The following is a 16,695-nucleotide window of genomic DNA, read 5'->3' on the forward strand; positions in this document are numbered from 1 at the left end:
AGGTCCCTCCAACCCTTTCGAACACGCGTTCGCGAGGGCATCCCCAGTCCGAGGGGATCTCCGCCTCAGGAGCCGGCGAGGAAGTCCAGGCTGCGGGCGATCTCCGGCATCGCGTCGACCGGCGGGATGTTCAGGTGGCCGTGGAGCATCCCCTCCGCCACCGTGAGCTCGACCGGCACCCCGCTGGAGGCGAGCTGCTGCGCGAAGAGCTCCCCCGAGCTGCGGAGGTCGTCGTACTCGGACACGACGATGCGCACCGGCGGATACCCGGTCAGGTCGGCGAGGCCCGGCGTCTCGGCCGACGGGATGTCGGTGATGCGGCCGAGATAGGCCTGGAAGATCGCGACGACGACCTGCGGGAAGAAGCGGAGCACCGGCGGCAGCGTCCGCAGCTCCGCGGCGAGCGCGTCCTCCGACGCCGGGTTCGGGAAGTGCAGGGCGGGATAGGCCAGCAGGACCGCGGCGGGGCGGTCTGCGCCGGACGTCCGGAGCGTCGCCGCGGAAGCGAGGAAGGCACCGGCGCTCGCCCCGCCGATCGCCGCCCGGGTCGGGTCGATGCCGAGGTCGTCGGCCGAGGCCAGGAGCCAGGCCCACGCGGCCGCGACGTCGTCGACCGGGATCGGGTGCCGGACCGTCTCCGTCGCCAGCCGGTAGTCGACGCTCACGACGACGCCGCGCAGCCGGTGGGCCAGCTCGAGACCGACGACGTGCGCCTCCGGCATGTCGAGGTCGCCCGCCGTGAAGCCGCCGCCGTGCGCCCACAGGACGGCGTGCGCGCCCGCACCCGCGTCCTCGAGCTCGTCGGAGCGGTAGACGCGGAGCCGGATCGGGCCGTGGGGGCCGTCGATCGTCGTCTCGGTCACGGACACCGCCGGCGGCGTGTGCTCGCCGTACGGCGCGCCGAACTGCAGCGCCGTCTCGGGCAGCAGCTCCGAGGGCGTGCCCGGGGCGACGTCGGCGATGAGCGGGAAGCGGGCGGCGATCAGCGGGTGGACGGGCACCGGGACAGTCTTCCGGACGCGGACGCGCCTGCCGTTCGGGATGGTTTCGACACGGGCGCGGAGCGCCGCGCTCGGCCACCGCGGCGCACCTCGGCGGTCGAGGGCGAGGAGAATGGAGGGATGCGCCGATGGATCGCCACGGCCGTCTCGGGGCTCGCCGTCGTCCTCGTCCTGAGCGGCTGCACCACCTCCACCCCTCCGCAGGCGAGCAGCGCGCCCGCGTCGCCGAGCGCGACCGCCTCTGCGCCCGCCCTGACCGGGCCGTCGACGACGGTCGCGGTGATGGGTGACTCGCTGTCCCGCGGCTACAACGCGTGCGCGCACTTCGGCGACTGCCCGTCCATGTCCTGGGCGGGCGGCACGGACGCGCGCGTCGACAGCGTCGCGAGTCGCCTCGGCGCGCGCCTCGACGGCCCGGTGACCGTGAAGAACGTCGCGAAGTCCGGCGCGACGGTCGCCGACCTCGCCGCGCAGGTGCCCGCCGCCGCGGCGGCCGACCCGGATCTCGTCACGGTGCTGATCGGCGCGAACGACGTCTGCCGCGCCTCGCTCGACGACATGACGTCGACGGAGGACTACGCCGCGACCGTCGGCGGCGCGCTGCAGCAGCTCGTGGCGCTCGATCCCGGTGTGACGATCCTCGTCGCCTCCGTGCCGGACGTGACCGCGATCCTCCCCGCGGCCGCGTCGAATCCGACCGCCCGCTTCCTCTGGAGCCACGGCGGCTGCGCGACCGTGCTCGCGGACCCGCAGAGCCGCTCGACGGAGGCGGAGGTGCGCCGGGCCGCGGTCGCCGACCGCATCCGCGAGTACGACGCGGCCCTCGCCGGGGCGTGCGGCGCGCTCCCCCGCTGCGTCTACGACGGCGGCGCGCTGCACGGCTACACGCCGACGCTGGACCAGCTCTCCGCGCTCGACCGCTTCCACCCGTCCGTCGCCGGGCTGAAGGAGCTCGCGGCGACCGAGTGGAAGGTGCTGACGACCTCCCCGCGCGCAAGAGCCCTCCTCGACCGCTGACACCCTCCGTTTCGGAGGAAGCAGCCTCCTACAGAACGGAAGGTCAGGCGGAGGTGCGGGTCGTCAGCGCGACGATCGCGGCGCCGACGCGGTCGGCGGTCGCGCGGACCTGATCCGCGGCGGCGGTGTGCTCCTCGCGGGACCGCCCGTGCCCGTCGACGATGGTCATCGGGTCCTCGGGCTCGACGGGCCTGCTCCACCAGTGCTTCTTCACCGGCTCCGTCGGGACGAGCGGGGCGAGGCCGCGGACGGAGTGCAGCGCCTTGGCGAGCGCCGGGAGGTCCGCCGGGGGCTCGCCTGCGCGGTCGGCGAGGACGCCGAGCAGGGCCTCGACCTCGCGGAGGGTGAACACCTTCGCCTGCGAACCGGGTGCGGCCTGCACCGCGGCGGACCGCTGCTCGCGCTCCATCGTCAGGATCAGGTCGGCCTCCCGGACGAGAACGCCGGTCAGCTGCCGCGCCCGGTGCTCGGTCGCGTAGGCCGTGTCGCCCGGATCGAGGTCCTCCGCGGACACGGGGCACATCGCCTCACCCTCGAGCGCCCGCGTCCCGGCGCTCGACACGACGACGTCGCCGAGCGGCGATCCGGCGAGCGCGTGCTGCAGGGTCCGCTGCGCGAGCGGGGACCGGCAGACGTTGGCCGTGCACACCACGAGCAGCCCATCCGCCCGACGATCGTTCACCTGACCATCGTTCCACGCGCCCGCGGGCGCGACCGCGACCGCCGCGCGGGCCGCGAAGTGTTCCGCACACCGCGGCCCGACCCACTCCGACACGCCGACGAACGGACGACGGGCGGCCGAGAATTCCGCTCCGTCAGAGCGGCCGCGACGGCGATTGGTGACCGACGCCGCGCTGGTTATGGTCGACGCGACCGCCGCACTCCACCTGGGAAAGGCCCGGCCACGATGCGTCCCGCCCCCTCCGCCCCCGGCCTCCCGACGGCTCGCCGTCCGGCTCTGCAGCTCGTCTGATGGGGCGCCACAGCGCTGCGCCCGGCCGAGCGGACGGCCGCACCGATCGCCCGATCGGGCCGATCACGGACCCGCATCTGTTCGACCTGCCGCTCGCGCCCGCCCCTCGGAGGACGCCGGAGCCCTCCCGCCCGGCGCGGCAGACCGCCGCGCCGACCTCGAGACCGGCTCCGGCCGGTCCCCCGCGCCCTCCCGAGGCGAGGACTCCGGAGCCGATCCGGCCGTTCGCACCCGTGCCGGTCCGCGGCGCGACGACGCGCGGCGTCGAGACCGTGCTGCCGCCCGTGTCCGGCGCATCGCTCCTCGGGCCGGCGCGCGACGACGCGCGCCGTGTGCGCTCGGGCGACCTGCAGTACGCGCGCACGGGACCGATCCCCGTCGGCACCACCACGCGCACAGCACCCCCTTCGAGTCTCGGCCGGAAGCGGGACGCTGCATTCGCCGCGGCCGCGATCGCCGTCGTCGGCGCCATGTCCGGTGCCGCTGCGCTGCTGCCCACCGCGGGCGCCGACGCGCAGGCGGGCAGGGCGATCCAACCGGTCACGTCGTCGCAGCCGACATGGTCGAGCAGCCGCACCTCGGCTGCGACGGCGCTCGCGGGGCCGGCGACCTCCTCGGCCACGGAGCAGCGTCAACGCGTCGTGCGACAGCGGACGTCCGCGACCCCGGACGCGAGCACGACCGGGCCGAAGGCGACCCGCTCGCCCCGTCCGTCCGCGACGACGACCTCGCCCGCGACCGGGTCGCCGCCCCAGCGGGCGACGTCACCACGCAGCTCGGGCGCGGGCGTCGTCGCCGGTCTCGCGGCGCTCGGTCCGCTGTCGGGCGGTCTCGCCGACCTCCTCCAGGGCGTCTACAGCATGCGCGACTTCGCGGTGCAGAGCTCCGGCGCACTGGTCTCGGGCAGCGTGCTGCAAGGCGCGGGCGTCGGACGCACCGTGATCCGGATGGCGGAGCACACGTCCACCCGCGCGTCCTCCGTTCCGGACAACGGCAACAACCAGGGCGGCCTCGCGAACCCGACGAACCCGCTCTACCTGCTGCGCGGCGTGAACCGGCTCGAGAACGCGACGATCCAGGGCACGGAGCAGGGGCACCTCTACAACGGCGTCTACATGGCCGGGTCGAACATCGTGATCCGACACGTCCAGGTGAACGCAATCCCCGGGAACTCGAACGCGAACCCGGGAGAGACCTTCGCGGTCAACGTCAATCGGGCAAGCGGCACGAACACCGTCGAGGACCTGACGATCAACGGGGGCAGCGGTGCCCTGACGAGCGCGGCAGGCCTCGCGATCAACAACTCCGACGCGGACTGGCGCATCTCGGACCTGACGACGCGGAACCTCCGGTACTCGGCCGGGATCGCGCTCTGGCAGGTCCGGGGCACCTTCGACATCCGCGACTACGTGCAGCGGGGTGGAGCGCGGAGCCTCGGCGCGGAACGGATGGCCGGGACCGTCAACCTCTACGACCCGAAGTGGGATGCCGGCACCACCGGCCACGACATCACCTACACCTGGGACGGCGGGTACTCGGGCGGCAGCATCAACGTCCGCTACAGCTCCCGCGCGGAGGTGCCGGACCGCAAGATCCAGATCCTCACGAACAAGGCGGCCGGCATCGCCGGCAGCGTCCACGTCTACATCGGCGGAGTCGAGCAGGACGCGAGCCGGTACGTCACCGTGAACTGAATCCGCCCGGTCCCACGGTCTGGGGCTGCCGTCCTCCGCGGTATCGCTTCAGAGTGGTGCTATGCACCTGACCGACATCGAGGCAGCCCTCGGCGCGCCTGCGAGCCCGGACCGCGTCCGCGGCTCCGGTGTGTTCGCGTGGGCGGATCCCGACGGCGTCGTGCTGTTCATCGGCGAGAGCTCCGAAGTGCACACGCTCATGCACCGCCACGAGCTCCTCCGCTCCCGTGTGATCGAAGCGCTGCGGAGCCGCCCGACCGCGGAGATCCCCGTGAGCGGCCTCGGGTCCGTGCTGGCCCGAGCCGGCGGACTCCGCGAGGCCTGCTGGCCCGTGCCGACCGCGGGCGGCCGCCGCGCGCTCCGCGACGCCCTCGTCCGGCTCGCCGCGGTCCTCGGGGCGACGCCCGCCGCGCAGGGCGCGGAGTCCGACGTGTGGCACGAGCTGCGCGAGGGCGATGCGACCTCACGACGGATCATCGAGTCGTGGTCGCAGCCCGATCACCCCGTGCAGCGCCTCGTGCCGTCCGCCCGCGGTTCGGAGTCCCTGCCGGAGGTGCCGGCCGCGCTCGATCCCCCGCCCGCTCGACCACGTCCCGCGACGACGGCGAAGGCCGCCCGCACGCGGGCCGCCCGTCCGTGAGCGCACGTCGTTGCCGCTCCGAGGCGGGCCGACGGTGCGGACGGCCAGGACGCCCCGTGGAGACGGGGCATGCGCCGGATGCCGCTGGTGGCTAGCCTCGTCCGATCGTGAACAGGCGCGCCGTCGGAGCAGTCGCCGCGCAGGGCGTGCAGGCGCTGACGAGCTTCGTGCTCCAGGTCGCCGTCGCCCGCACGCTCGGTCTGTCCGGTCTCGGCGCGTTCGCGATCGTCTACGGCGTCGTGGTCCTCGCCTCCGGGGTCGTCACCGGGTTCGTCGGCGACTCGCTGGTCGTCCTCGACCGGCGGCACCCGCCCGTCCGGGCGGCCCTTCAGCAGTTCGCGCTCGCCCTCGCGATCCTCACGGGCGCCGTCGCCGGAGCGGGAGCAGCTCTCGCCCGGCTGATCACGCCGCTGGAAGCGGCCCTCGTCCTGCTGGCGACCGCCCTCTTCTGCCTCGAGGAGGTGCTCAGGAGGACGCTCATGGCGCGCCTGCTGTTCTGGCGGGTCGCGCTCATCGATTCCTGCGGGCTGGTCGTCGTGATGGCGATCGTCGGATCGACCGCCCTCCTGACGGCGCCGACGCTCGCAACCTTCCTGCTCGCGCTCGCCGGCGGTCAGCTGGTCGCCCTGCTCCTCGGTGTCGTGATGCTCCCCCGGGACGAACGGTTCCTCGCGCCCTTCCGTGCGGCCGATCGGCGCACCGTCGCGCGCTACGGGACCTGGCGCTCGCTGCAGCAGTTCCTGCGCCCGGCGCTGCTCACCGCGGTCCGGTCCGTCGTCGGCGTCGTCGTCGGCCTCGGTGCGACGGGCCTGCTCGAGGCGGCGCGGGTCTACACCGCCCCGGCGCTGCTGCTCGTCAGCGGGCTCTCGTCCTACCTCTTCGCGTCGTACGCGAAGGAGCGGTCGGGCGCGGGCGGCGTCCGCCGCGCTGATCGGGCGGTCGGGGCGCTCGTCGCGATGACGGCCGCCATGGCGGTGGTCGCCGTCCTGCTGCTCCCGCTCGTCGGCCCGCTCCTGTTCACGGCCACGCCCGACCTCATCGCGGTGGTCGGGTGGCTGCTGTACACCGTCTCCGTCGCCGCCGTCACGCCCTACGGTGCGCTCGCCGCGGTGGCCGGCAGGCAGGCGGTGGTCTTCGCCGTCCGCGCCGGTGACACGGTGATCTCCCTCGCGGTCGTCGTGCTGGCACTGCTGCTCGGCGCCGATCCGGCTTGGGCTCCCGCCCTGCTGGTCGTCGGGTCGCTCATCGGCGGCCTGGTCCTCCGCCGGGTCGCCGTCCGCGCCGGATCGTCGGCCGCCGCCCCGGTGGAGCTGAGCACGACGACGGTCTGACCCCACGACGAGGGGGTGGTGGGCGGGTTCCCCGCGATCCAGACTGGTCCGACTCGCTCGCGCTCGGAACCCACCGCCCACCCAGACGGACCGCGCGCGCGGAACGGAACTCACCCGAATGGATTCCAGCGGACTGCTGCGCTCACTGCGCCGCCACGCTCGGCTCGTGGTCGTCGTCACCATCGCGAGCGTGCTGCTCGCGGTCCTCGTGTCCGCCCTCATCCCGCGGACGTACACGGCGAAGGCGACGCTGTTCCTGCGCGTCCAGGCGGCGAGCGCCACCCTGACGCAGCGGTCGCAGTTCGCGCTCGAGCGGATCCAGTCGTTCCCGCAGCTGCTCGAGTCCCCGCAGCTACTCCGGGGCGTCATCGCGAAGCTCGATCTGACCATCACGCCGCAGCAGCTCGCCGAGCACCTCTCGGCGGTGGTCCCGACGAACACCGTCCTGCTCGAGGTCTCCGCCGAGGCCGGTGACCCGCGTCAGGCCGCGACGCTCGCGAACGCTGCGGCCACGGCCCTCGCCACCGACGTCAACACGCTCGAGAACAGCGAGACCAACTCGCGGAACGCCGTCATGCTCGTGCCGAGGGTCGTCGCGCAGGCGCCGTCCGGGCCGAGCACGCCGAACGTGCCGGCGATCCTCGGCCTCGGACTGCTCGCCGGACTCGTCGCCGGTCTGCTCGCAGCGCTCGGCCTCGAGCGCTGGCGGCCCCGGCTCCTCGACGCGGAGGACGTGCGCCGGGTCACCGGTCTCCCGCTGGTCGCGCAGCTCGGCCCCGCACGCAGGGACGGGCCCGTGGTCGGCGGCCAGACCGCCGCGTCGAGCCTGCGCGCACTCGGGCGCGGATCCATCGCCGAGTCGATCGTGCTCGCACCAGCCGGGCCACCGGTCGCCGACCACGCCGTGCTGCACGAGCTGGCCCGTGGCATCGCCGACACCGGGCGGCGGGTCGCGGTCGTCGGCACGACGTCCGACGGCGACGACGCTGCCGACGGACCCGGTCTCGCGGAGCTCCTCGCCGGGACCGTCTCAGCGGATGACGTCATCGCCGCTCGCACCGGCGAGGTGGACGTGATCGTCGCCGGCGACCCCGACGTCCTCCCATCCGGACTCGCGATCGAGCGCTCGTTCGCGAGCGCCGTCCGCCCGGTCGTCGACGCCCACGACGTGACGCTGCTGCAGTCGGCGATGGACGACGGCCCGGTCGACCTGACCATCACGGCGCGCGGCGCCCGCTGGGTGATCATCGTCGCCTCCCGCCGGACGACGACGGAGCAGGAGGTCCGCCGCGTGCAGGCGGCCCTCCGGTCAACCGAGGTCCGACCGATCGGCGTCGTGCTCACCGATGGGCGGCCGATCGCGACCATCGACCTCGCGACGTCTTGGCTCGAGGACGACTTCGTCACCGCGGAGCCGGCAGCGCAGCCGGAAAGCGAGCCCAGCGACGTGGTCCGCGCGCTCCGACGTCCCCGACGGATCGATGCGGCGCCGCTCATCCGTGACGAGGCTCCGGAGTCCGTGCGCGGCGAGCGATGAGCACGTCCCGACGTCGACTCGCGGCGACGGGCGGCGTGTGGCTGCTCGTCCTCGCGAGCGTCGTGTCGTGGCGGAAGGGCGTCCTCTACACGGGCGGCGTGGATCCGGTCGTCGTCGCCAAGGCGGTGCTGGCGGTCGCCGCGCTCGGCGCAGCGGTCCTGCTCCGTCGCACGTCGCCCTCGATCCGTCCGGTCGCGATGTGGCCGGCGCTGCTCGTCAGCGGCGTGGTCGGGCTGTCGCTCGTCGGCGCGCTCGCCGAGGGCGGCTTCGTCGCCGACGCGGTGCTCGCCGTCCGGATCGCGCTGCTGGCGGCGACGATCCTGCTGCTCGTGTCGGTGACCGCCGCGTCGGAGCTGCTCGCGACCCTCCTCTCGGCCATGGCGCTCGCCGGCCTCGTCGCAGCCGTCACGGGGATCCCGACGCTGCTGACGTCCCGAGGACGTCTGGGCGGCGGCGTCCCGCCGCTCGAGCCGAACGAGGTCGCGACGCTGCTGCTGCCGCCGGCGATCGGGCTGCTGTTCGTCGTGGTCCGGGTCGGCCTCCGCCCCCTCCCCGCCATCGGTCTCGTCGTGCTGAGCGGGACCGTCGTCGCCACCGGCTCCCGCACGGCTCTGCTCATGCTGCCCGTCGCGCTCCTCGTCGTGCTCCTCGTCGAGCGGAGGCTGTCCGCGGGCACGAGCGCCGTGCTGCTCCTCGGCGCGCTGGCCGCGTACGTCGTGCTCGCGTTCAGCTCGATCCTGTCCTCCGTCGCCCTCCGCGGCGAGGGCGTGGGCAAGCTCCTGACCCTCAACTCGCGGACGATCTCCTGGAACGTCGTGCTGAGCACACCGACCGACTCGTGGGCCTACTGGGTCGGCCGCGGCCTGACCGTGAAGTCGGTGCCGGTCGTCGGGCAGTACTGGGACACGCAGGTCTTCGACAGCAGCTGGATCTCCTCCCTCGCCCAGGACGGCGTCGTCGGCACGCTCCTGCTCGCCGCCTACGCCCTCGGCACGCTGCTCGCCACGCGCCGGCTCGGGGCCGTCCGAGCCCTCGGGGCCGCCTTGGCCACCACGATCCTCATCCGGAGCTTCGTGGAGAACGGCCTGCTCGAGTCGAGCACCACCTTCCTCGTGTTCTTCACGCTGGCGGCGCTTGCGTGGCCCGGCACCGCGACGCTCCTGCCGCGGGTGAAGCGGGAGCCCGCGCTTCCGCATGCGCTGGCGGACGCGGACCTCGTCACCGCGGCTCACTAGGGTCATCGGCACCGCACGCCGGGGGGTCTCCGACGGCTCTCCGCACGCCCGTCCACCGCTGAGCGGTCCGTCGGGCGCGCGGTGCGCTTCCGTGACGGCGTTCCTGAGGCGCGTGCGCCCTCGGTGGTGCGGTGTCGTCGGCGGGTCCGGAGCGCCGCGGCATCAACGCGGTCCACCGAACCGGAGCGCGATCCGCGCCCGCCCGCGGGACCGGCCCCAGGGCCGGGGCCTTGGATCCGGACCGGGGCGGCGCTCAGGGCGTCCAGCTCGAGCGCGGAGCGCCGCTCGGCGCTCCAAGCCGACGACCGCGGCTCAGCTCGTCGGCGCGGCGCCCTTGAACGCGATCACCGGGTTGCTGACCGAGGTGTCGACCGTCACCTGGACGGCGCTCCGCGACGCCTTCGGGATGTTGAAGACGAAGACGCCGGTCGCCGTGGCGCCGTTCGCCACGGACGACGGGAACGGCTCGCCTCCCGGGGCGGCGAGCGCGATCGCCGGCGTCAGGTCAGGGCCGTAGTAGGCGTTGACCACGGTGCTCGACAGCGGGACGGCCTTCCCGGTGGTGTTCACGATGCGGATCGTGAACCGAACCGCCGGCCCGGCGATCTCGCCGGGTTCGGCCGCGGCGCCGGTCACCGCCTCCATCTTCGTGACGCTGACGCCGAGCTCCTTCTTGATCACGGCGGGCGTGGACTGCGTGATCGGCGCGGCCTTCGTGGCCTGCGGCGTCGGCGCGGAGCGGACGGTGGGCTCCGCAGTCGCCGAGGGTGTCGAGCTCGCGGAGGGCGTCGCCGTCGGCACCGGAGTGCTGGTCGGCGTCGGCGCGGCACTCGAGGCGGGCGCCGGCGCCGCGGACGTCGCCGGGGGCGCCGGCGGTACGGCAGCGGCGGTGATCAGCCCGACGACCGCGACGATCACGACCACGGCGAGGAGGACGCCGACGATGATCACGGTCGTCCGACGGGTCGGCTTGCGGAGGGGCTGGTCGGACATGGGCGGGTCCTTCGGGTGTCAGGCGGCGGGGTCGAGCGCGCGCATGTCGCGGAACCACTTCGGCAGCGCGAGCAGCAGGTAGCCGAGGTGAGCGGCGAACAGGAGGGTGTAGACGACGGCGAAAGCAGCGGGCGCGCCGAGCAGGAGGAACACGAACACGAGCACGCCGTAGTCGGTCGGCGCGCCGGCGAGCGACCGCAGCGGTGTGCTGCCGGTCCGGATGACGCTCGTGGTGTCCCGGCCGGCGCGCGCCGCCTTGAGGAGGTCGTTCAGGAGGAAGACGGAGAACGAGACCGCCGCGACCGCCATGAAGCCGAGCGGCACCAGGAGCCACGTACGCTGATCGGTCGGCACGAGGAAGCGGTAGGCGGTGATGAGGACCGCGGCGTGCAGCGTCGACGACTTGATCGCGTCGACGACGTGGTCGAGCCACTCCCCCGCGGCCGATCCGCCGCCGCGCAGCCGGGCGAGCTGCCCGTCGGCGCTGTCGAAGGCGTAGCCGGCGGCGAGGAGGACCGTCACGGCGAGCCCGAGCCAGAAGGTGGGCGGCACGAGCGCGAGGAGCAGGACGGCGGCGAACGTCAGCGTCGCACTGATCGCCGTCACCTGGTTCGGCGTCAGTCCGGCGCGGTAGGCCGCGGCCGCGATGAATCGGCCGAGCCTGCGGTTGACGTAGACCGAGTACGCGGGCGCACCTCGGCCGGCCGGCTTCTGGGCCGCCCGCAGTCGTCGAAGGGTCTCCTGGTACGTCTCGGGGACGGTCGCGGCACGGGGCCGCTCGTCCACCCGGGGTTCGGTGGGCATGGGGCGATCCAATGGGTCGTTCCGCGCTGGGTGACGCGGAGACCCGATCGTACGTCCGAGCCCGGCTCGAGGTCGCCCCCTCCTTCGAGGGGCGGATCGGCCCTACGGCGTCGTCGTCACGTACGCGATGCCCGAACCGGAGAACGTCAGCACGCCCTCGTCGGGCGTCACGAGCGCGGCGTCGCCGCGCCCCAACGAGATCGCGTCCTTCGCGCCGGTGATGGACAGCCCGCCGGTCACGACCAGCACCTCAGCGGGGCCGGAGAGCGCGAACGACGTGGACTCGGGGCCGGCCAGCGTGTACCCGTGGACGGCGGCGGCGTCGCCGAGCGCGACCTGCGCGAGCACGAAGTCGTCCGCCGTCGGCCGCCAGACGGTGATGCCGGGCTCCGGGCTCGTCGGCTGCACGATCGGCGTCGGCAGCGCCTCGAACACGACGATCTTCAGCAGCTCCTCGACGTCGACGTGCTTCGGCGTGAGGCCACCGCGGAGGACGTTGTCGCTCGCGGTCATCACCTCCACCCCGAGTCCCGAGAGGTAGGCGTGGAGCGCCCCAGCCGGCAGCGCCAGCGCCTGCCCCTGCTTGAGGGAGATGCGGTTCAGCAGCAGGCTGATGACGACGCCGGGGTCGCCCGGGTAGGCGTCGGCCAGCTCGCCGACGGTCGCCCACTCGCGCGCGAAGCTGGACTTCGAGAGTCGCGGCGCGGCCGCGACCACCGCCGCGACGAGGCGCTCGACCTCGTCGCCGCCGCGGAGCAGCCACTCGACAGTCTGCTCGAGCGGGTTGCCCGCGCCACGGTGTTCCGGGGTCGTGTCGCCCGCCTCCGAGTACCCGTCGCGGATCGTCTCCTGGCTGCTGCCGGTCGACGCAGCCAGGGCCGGGTCGCCCGACGCGAGCCGGTCGGCGAACCGGGAGATCGCCGCGCGGTCCTCCCCCGACGACGCGGTGATCAGCTCCGCGAGCAGCATCCGGCTCTCGCTCACGTGCCGGAACCCGGCGAGCGCCTCGAACGTCGCGGACAGCGCGAGGATCAGCTCGGGCTTCGCGGAGTCGTCCTTGTAGTTGCGCGTGTCCGAGTCCAGCGGGACGCCGTCGGCGTTCTCCCGCTCGAAGCCCGCCTTCGCCTGCTCCGGGTCCGGGTGCACCTGCAGCGACAGCGGCGCCTCGGCGGCGAGCACCTTCATGAGGAACGGGAGGCGCGTGCGGCCCGCGCCGAGGAAGGCCGACGGATCGCGCTCGATGACCTCGTCGAGCCGCTGCCCGGCCAGCGCCGGCGTCGCGGAGGTCACCGTGCTCGGCCAGCCGGGATGGGCGCCGAGCCAGAGCTCCGCCTCGGGACCGCCGGACGCGGACCGGCCGAGCAGCTCCGCGATGGCGGTGCGCGAGCCCCAGGCGTAGTCCCGCGGCGTGTTGGTGATCCCGACGAACATGGCTCATTCCTACCGCGGGCGCCCTGCGGAGCGTCCGCGAACGTCACGGCTCGGTCACCGCTCCGTGCGGCCGGGTCCGCTCATGGCCGCACCTCGTAGGGTCGGACGGTGCGGCGATGGGCGAGGGACGGCTACGTGCTGGTCGCCCTGTTCTCGCTCTGGAACGGCGACGGCATGCGCGACCTCCTGAGCTGGTGGGGGTTCGGCGCGGTGTCGCTCCTGCTCCTGGCTGGCGCGATCGTGCTGATCTCCCGCGATCGCGCGCGGGCGAAGGCCCTGGTGCTCTCGTGGCACGCGGTGCCGATCCTCGCCTTCATGGCGCTGTGCCTCATGTCGACCGCCTGGTCCGACTACCCGGCGATCACCCCGGTCGGGTGCTTCATCCAGCTCGCGACCGCCACCGTCGCGGTCGGCCTGTGCCTCGCCCGGCCGCCCGTGCGACTCGCGGCGCTGTTCGCGATCATGCTCCAGGCGACCCTCGTGATCTCGCTCGTGTTCGAGGTCGCCGTCGCCCTCTCGCCGGCCGGGCAGATCCTGCCGCTCTGGACGAACTACAGCGCCAACGTCCCTGGCGCCTACTACTGGAGCAACGGCCTGATCTTCGAGGGCGGGCGCATCCAGGGCTTCACCGCGAACGCGAACCTGCTCTGCTTCCAGGCGCTGCTCGCCGCCCTCGTCACGACCACGCTCGCGCAGGCGCACGTGATCACGCGTCGGCTTCTCGTGCCCGCGCTGCTGCTCGACCTGCTCGTGATCGCCCTGACCCGCTCGGCGACCGTGATCATCGCCGCCGGCGTGGTCGTCGTCGGCGCGCTCGTGATCGGCGGCCTCCGCCGCTTCGGGCGGCGGGGTCGGATCGCCGTGCTCGGCGGCTCCCTCGGCTTCGTGGCGCTCGTGGCGCTCGGGTCGTCCCGCATCGCGGAGCCGTTCCTGCGCCTGCTCGGGAAGGGCGACGACTTCACCGGCCGCCTCGAGATCTGGCGGCTCGTCGGCGTGCTCGTGAAGGACCGGCCAATCCTCGGCTACGGCTGGATCAGCTACTGGGCGCCCTGGGTGGACCCGTTCCGCGGCCTCGTCATCCGCGACGGCGTGCAGTACCTGCAGGCGCACAACGCCTACCTCGACATCCAGATGCAGCTCGGGATCCCCGGGCTGCTCGCCCTCGTCGCCGTCGTCGGCTCCGTGGTCTACCGGGCGCTCCGGGTCGCGCTCACCGACCGGCCGCTGGCCGTCCTCCCCCTCCTGCTGCTCGCCGCGCTGCTCACGCAGGCGATGGCCGAGAGCCGCCTGCTGATCGAGGGGAACTGGGCGCTGCTCGTCGCGCTGTCCGTGGCGCTGCCGCTGCCCCAAGCGGTCGCGGCGCGCCCTCACGATCAGCAGATCCTCAGCTCAGCGCGCTGATTTTCCCCCAAATGGGGGGCGGCATGCCGAGCAGGTGACCAATAGGGTCGACCTCACTACGTGTTCCGGCACCCACCGGACTCCGCGTAGCTACCCCTCTCGCCCCCGATCTACCCGTCGGTGCGGCGATGCACGACCCGTCACCCAACGATCACCACGCCGAGCCCACGGCGGCCGGCGCGGTTCTCGCACCCGAATCCGAGGACCCTCCACATGACCTCGCTCCAGTCCGCTCCCCCCAAGCACCGCAGAGAGGTCGCCCCCCTCAGGATCGCGATGCTGGGCACGCGCGGCGTCCCCGCCAACTACGGCGGCTTCGAGACCGCGATCGAGGAGATCGGCCAGCGACTGGTCGAGCAGGGCCACGCGGTGACCGTGTACGGCCGTTCCACCGAACGCACCGCGCCGACCGAGTACCTCGGGATGCGGCTGGTCAACCTGCCGGCGCTCCGGTCCAAGACCCTGGAGACCCTGAGCCACACCGCGCTCTCCGCTGCGCACTTCTCGACCCAGCGACGCCACGACGTCGCGTTCGTCTTCAACGCGGCCAACGCACCGTTCGTCCCGCTCATCCGCGCCCGCGGCGCGGCCGTCGCCGTGCACGTGGACGGTCTCGAGTGGAAGCGCGACAAGTGGGGCAAGTGGGGGCGCCGCTACTACCGCATGGCGGAGCAGCTCGCCGTCCGCGAGGCGGACGCGCTCATCGCCGACGCGCAGGGCATCGCCGACTACTACGACGACGAGTTCCATGTGCCGACGGAGCTGATCAGCTACGGCACCCGCATCCTCCGGAACGAGGCGACCGACGCCGTCGAGGCGCTCGGCCTCATCCCCGGCGCCTACCACCTCGTCGTCGCACGCTTCGAGCCGGAGAACCACGTCGACGTGATCGTCGAGGGGTACCACCGGTCGAACGCGACCCTGCCGCTCGTCGTCGTCGGGTCCGCGCCCTACTCGGCCCGCTACACCGACTCGATCGGCGCGGTCGCGCAGCGGGACGACCGCATCCGGCTGCTCGGCGGCGTCTGGGACCAGCGCGCCCTCGATCAGCTCTACGCGCACGCGCTCAGCTACCTGCACGGCCACTCGGTCGGCGGCACCAACCCGTCCCTCCTCCGCGCGATGGGCGCCGGCACAGCGGTCGTCGGCTGGGACGTCGTCTTCAACCGGGAGGTCGCCGGCACCGCCGGGTCGTACTTCTCGACCCCCGCCGAGCTCGCGCGCAGCGTCGAGGAGATCGAGCAGTACCCGTTCCGCTTCCGCGACATCGGCGAGCACATGCAGGAGCGCGCCCGGAAGCACTACGACTGGGACATCGTCACCGAGGCGTACAGCAGCCTCGCCGGCCGCCTCGCCCGCGGGTACAGCACCCGCGGCATGAGCACGGGGCGCCGGTCCGACTCGGCGTGGTCGGTCGAGCCACTGCCGGTCGAGGTCGGCCGTGGCTGAGACCTCCGCTCGGCGGACGGCGCTCATCGCGCACCCCGGAGCGGAGCTCTACGGCTCCGACCGAGTGATGCTCGAGACGATCGCGGCGCTCGTCGAACGCGAATGGCGCGTCGTCCTCGCGATTCCGACGGACGGCCCCCTCGTGCACGAGGCGACCGCACTCGGGGCGGAGGTCGTCGTCCTCCCGCTGCCCGTCGTCCGCAAGCGCGCGCTGCATCCCGCCCGCCTTCCCGGTTTCATCGCCCGCTCCGCCGTCGGTGCGCGCCGCGTCGACCGGCTGCTGCGCAGCGTGCAGCCGCACGTGCTCTACGCGTCGACGCTGACCGTGCCGCTCTGGTCGGCCCGAGCTCGGTCGACGGGCGTCCCCGTCGTCGTGCACATCCACGAGAGCGAGCGGCAGGCGCCGGTCCTGCTCCGCAAGGCCCTGGCGCTGCCGCTCAGGATCGCGGACCGCATCGTCGTGAACAGCGCGTTCAGCCTGACCAGCCTGACCGAGGTCATGCCGGGGCTCGCCGATCGGTCGACCGTCGTCTACAACGGCGTTCCCGGTCCGGGGAACGTCGTGGAGCCGCGTGCCTCCGTCGCCGACGGTCTGCGGATCGTCTACGTCGGTCGGATCTCGCCTCGCAAGGGCGTCGACGTCGCCATCGACGCGCTGCACCTGCTCACCGCGAGCGGCATCCCCGCTTCACTCGACCTCGTCGGTGCCGTGTTCCCCGGCTACGAGTGGTACGAGGAGCAGCTGCGCGAGCAGATCGCGCGGCTCGGGCTGCAGGACCTGGTGACCTTCCACGGGTTTCGGACGGACGTCTGGCCCGTGCTCACGAACTCGGACGTGGCGGTCGTGCCGTCGCGTCTGGACGAACCGTTCGGGAACACGGCTGTGGAGGCCGTGCTCGCCGGACGACCGGTGGTCGTCAGCGCCATCGGCGGCTTGGCGGAGGCGATCGACGGGTTCGCCTCCGCCATCCCGATCCCCGCTGACGATCCGGCGGCCCTCGCCGGCGCACTCGAACGCGTCGCCCGGTCGTGGAGCGCGTTCCGTCGCACCGCGCTGGCGATGGCGCCGATCGCGGCGCAGCGCTACGCGACCGAGACCTACCGTCGGCGCATCGTGGAGCACATCGACCACGTCGCCACCGGCACCCGCGACCTGCACCGGGTGCAGCTCACCCCTGAGGAGGCGTGA

The 16,695-nt window shown here is 73.5% G+C and carries 14 protein-coding genes; 9 read left to right on the plus strand and 5 right to left on the minus strand.

The genetic code is table 11. The annotated features are described in order from the left end of the window. Window positions 1–65: 65 nt before the first annotated feature. On the minus strand, window positions 66–1,001 hold the full coding sequence (locus tag CLV52_RS16990) for an alpha/beta hydrolase fold domain-containing protein (protein ID WP_133767590.1): 936 nt from the start codon (window positions 999–1,001) through the stop codon (window positions 66–68). A 120-nt stretch (window positions 1,002–1,121) separates the two neighbouring features. Here CLV52_RS16990 and CLV52_RS16995 point away from each other — a divergent pair, with 120 nt between their 5' ends. Next, window positions 1,122–2,018 (plus strand): SGNH/GDSL hydrolase family protein, encoded by an 897-nt coding sequence (locus tag CLV52_RS16995; protein ID WP_133767591.1) that lies wholly within the window; start codon window positions 1,122–1,124, stop codon window positions 2,016–2,018. 43 nt (window positions 2,019–2,061) lie between these two features. On the opposite strand, the gene CLV52_RS17000 is transcribed toward CLV52_RS16995, so the two are convergent. Further along, window positions 2,062–2,700: an arsenate reductase/protein-tyrosine-phosphatase family protein gene (locus CLV52_RS17000; RefSeq protein WP_162850920.1), complete on the minus strand. Its 639-nt coding sequence runs from the start codon at window positions 2,698–2,700 to the stop codon at window positions 2,062–2,064. A gap of 524 nt (window positions 2,701–3,224) precedes the next feature. On the opposite strand from CLV52_RS17000, the gene CLV52_RS17005 reads away from it, so the two are divergent. From CLV52_RS17005 to CLV52_RS17025, 5 genes are all read left to right on the plus strand, one after another. Next, window positions 3,225–4,685 (plus strand): hypothetical protein, encoded by a 1,461-nt coding sequence (locus CLV52_RS17005; RefSeq protein ID WP_133767593.1) that lies wholly within the window; start codon window positions 3,225–3,227, stop codon window positions 4,683–4,685. Between the two features lie 61 nt (window positions 4,686–4,746). Beyond that, a complete protein-coding gene (locus tag CLV52_RS17010) occupies window positions 4,747–5,325 on the plus strand; it encodes a hypothetical protein (protein ID WP_133767594.1) in 579 nt (192 codons plus the stop codon). 107 nt (window positions 5,326–5,432) lie between these two features. Beyond that, complete coding sequence (locus CLV52_RS17015; RefSeq protein ID WP_133767595.1) at window positions 5,433–6,656, plus strand: hypothetical protein; 1,224 nt, start codon at window positions 5,433–5,435, stop codon at window positions 6,654–6,656. 118 nt (window positions 6,657–6,774) lie between these two features. Then, window positions 6,775–8,193, plus strand: a complete 1,419-nt coding sequence (locus CLV52_RS17020; protein ID WP_133767596.1) for a Wzz/FepE/Etk N-terminal domain-containing protein — start codon at window positions 6,775–6,777, stop codon at window positions 8,191–8,193. After that, window positions 8,190–9,428, plus strand: coding sequence for an O-antigen ligase family protein (locus tag CLV52_RS17025; protein ID WP_133767597.1), 1,239 nt, complete (start codon window positions 8,190–8,192; stop codon window positions 9,426–9,428). The genes CLV52_RS17020 and CLV52_RS17025 overlap by 4 nt, the downstream gene beginning before the upstream one ends. 312 nt (window positions 9,429–9,740) lie before the next feature. On the opposite strand, the gene CLV52_RS17030 is transcribed toward CLV52_RS17025, so the two are convergent. From CLV52_RS17030 to manA, 3 genes are all read right to left on the minus strand, one after another. Further along, the gene (locus CLV52_RS17030; protein ID WP_133767598.1) at window positions 9,741–10,421 is read right to left on the minus strand and encodes a hypothetical protein; all 681 of its coding nucleotides are present in this window, start codon (window positions 10,419–10,421) and stop codon (window positions 9,741–9,743) included. An 18-nt stretch (window positions 10,422–10,439) separates the two neighbouring features. Then, window positions 10,440–11,225, minus strand: a complete 786-nt coding sequence (locus CLV52_RS17035) for a CDP-alcohol phosphatidyltransferase family protein (protein ID WP_133767599.1) — start codon at window positions 11,223–11,225, stop codon at window positions 10,440–10,442. A gap of 102 nt (window positions 11,226–11,327) precedes the next feature. After that, window positions 11,328–12,656, minus strand: coding sequence for a mannose-6-phosphate isomerase, class I (manA, locus tag CLV52_RS17040; protein WP_133767600.1), 1,329 nt, complete (start codon window positions 12,654–12,656; stop codon window positions 11,328–11,330). A gap of 108 nt (window positions 12,657–12,764) precedes the next feature. On the opposite strand from manA, the gene CLV52_RS17045 reads away from it, so the two are divergent. From CLV52_RS17045 to CLV52_RS17055, 3 genes are all read left to right on the plus strand, one after another. Further along, complete coding sequence (locus CLV52_RS17045; protein WP_133767601.1) at window positions 12,765–14,057, plus strand: O-antigen ligase family protein; 1,293 nt, start codon at window positions 12,765–12,767, stop codon at window positions 14,055–14,057. A gap of 213 nt (window positions 14,058–14,270) precedes the next feature. After that, window positions 14,271–15,506, plus strand: coding sequence for a DUF1972 domain-containing protein (locus CLV52_RS17050; RefSeq protein ID WP_133767602.1), 1,236 nt, complete (start codon window positions 14,271–14,273; stop codon window positions 15,504–15,506). Further along, a complete protein-coding gene (locus CLV52_RS17055; protein ID WP_246018199.1) occupies window positions 15,499–16,695 on the plus strand; it encodes a glycosyltransferase in 1,197 nt (398 codons plus the stop codon). Before CLV52_RS17050 ends, CLV52_RS17055 begins: the two co-directional genes overlap by 8 nt.

Source organism: Amnibacterium kyonggiense (assembly GCF_004364555.1).
Classification (GTDB): domain Bacteria; phylum Actinomycetota; class Actinomycetes; order Actinomycetales; family Microbacteriaceae; genus Amnibacterium; species Amnibacterium kyonggiense.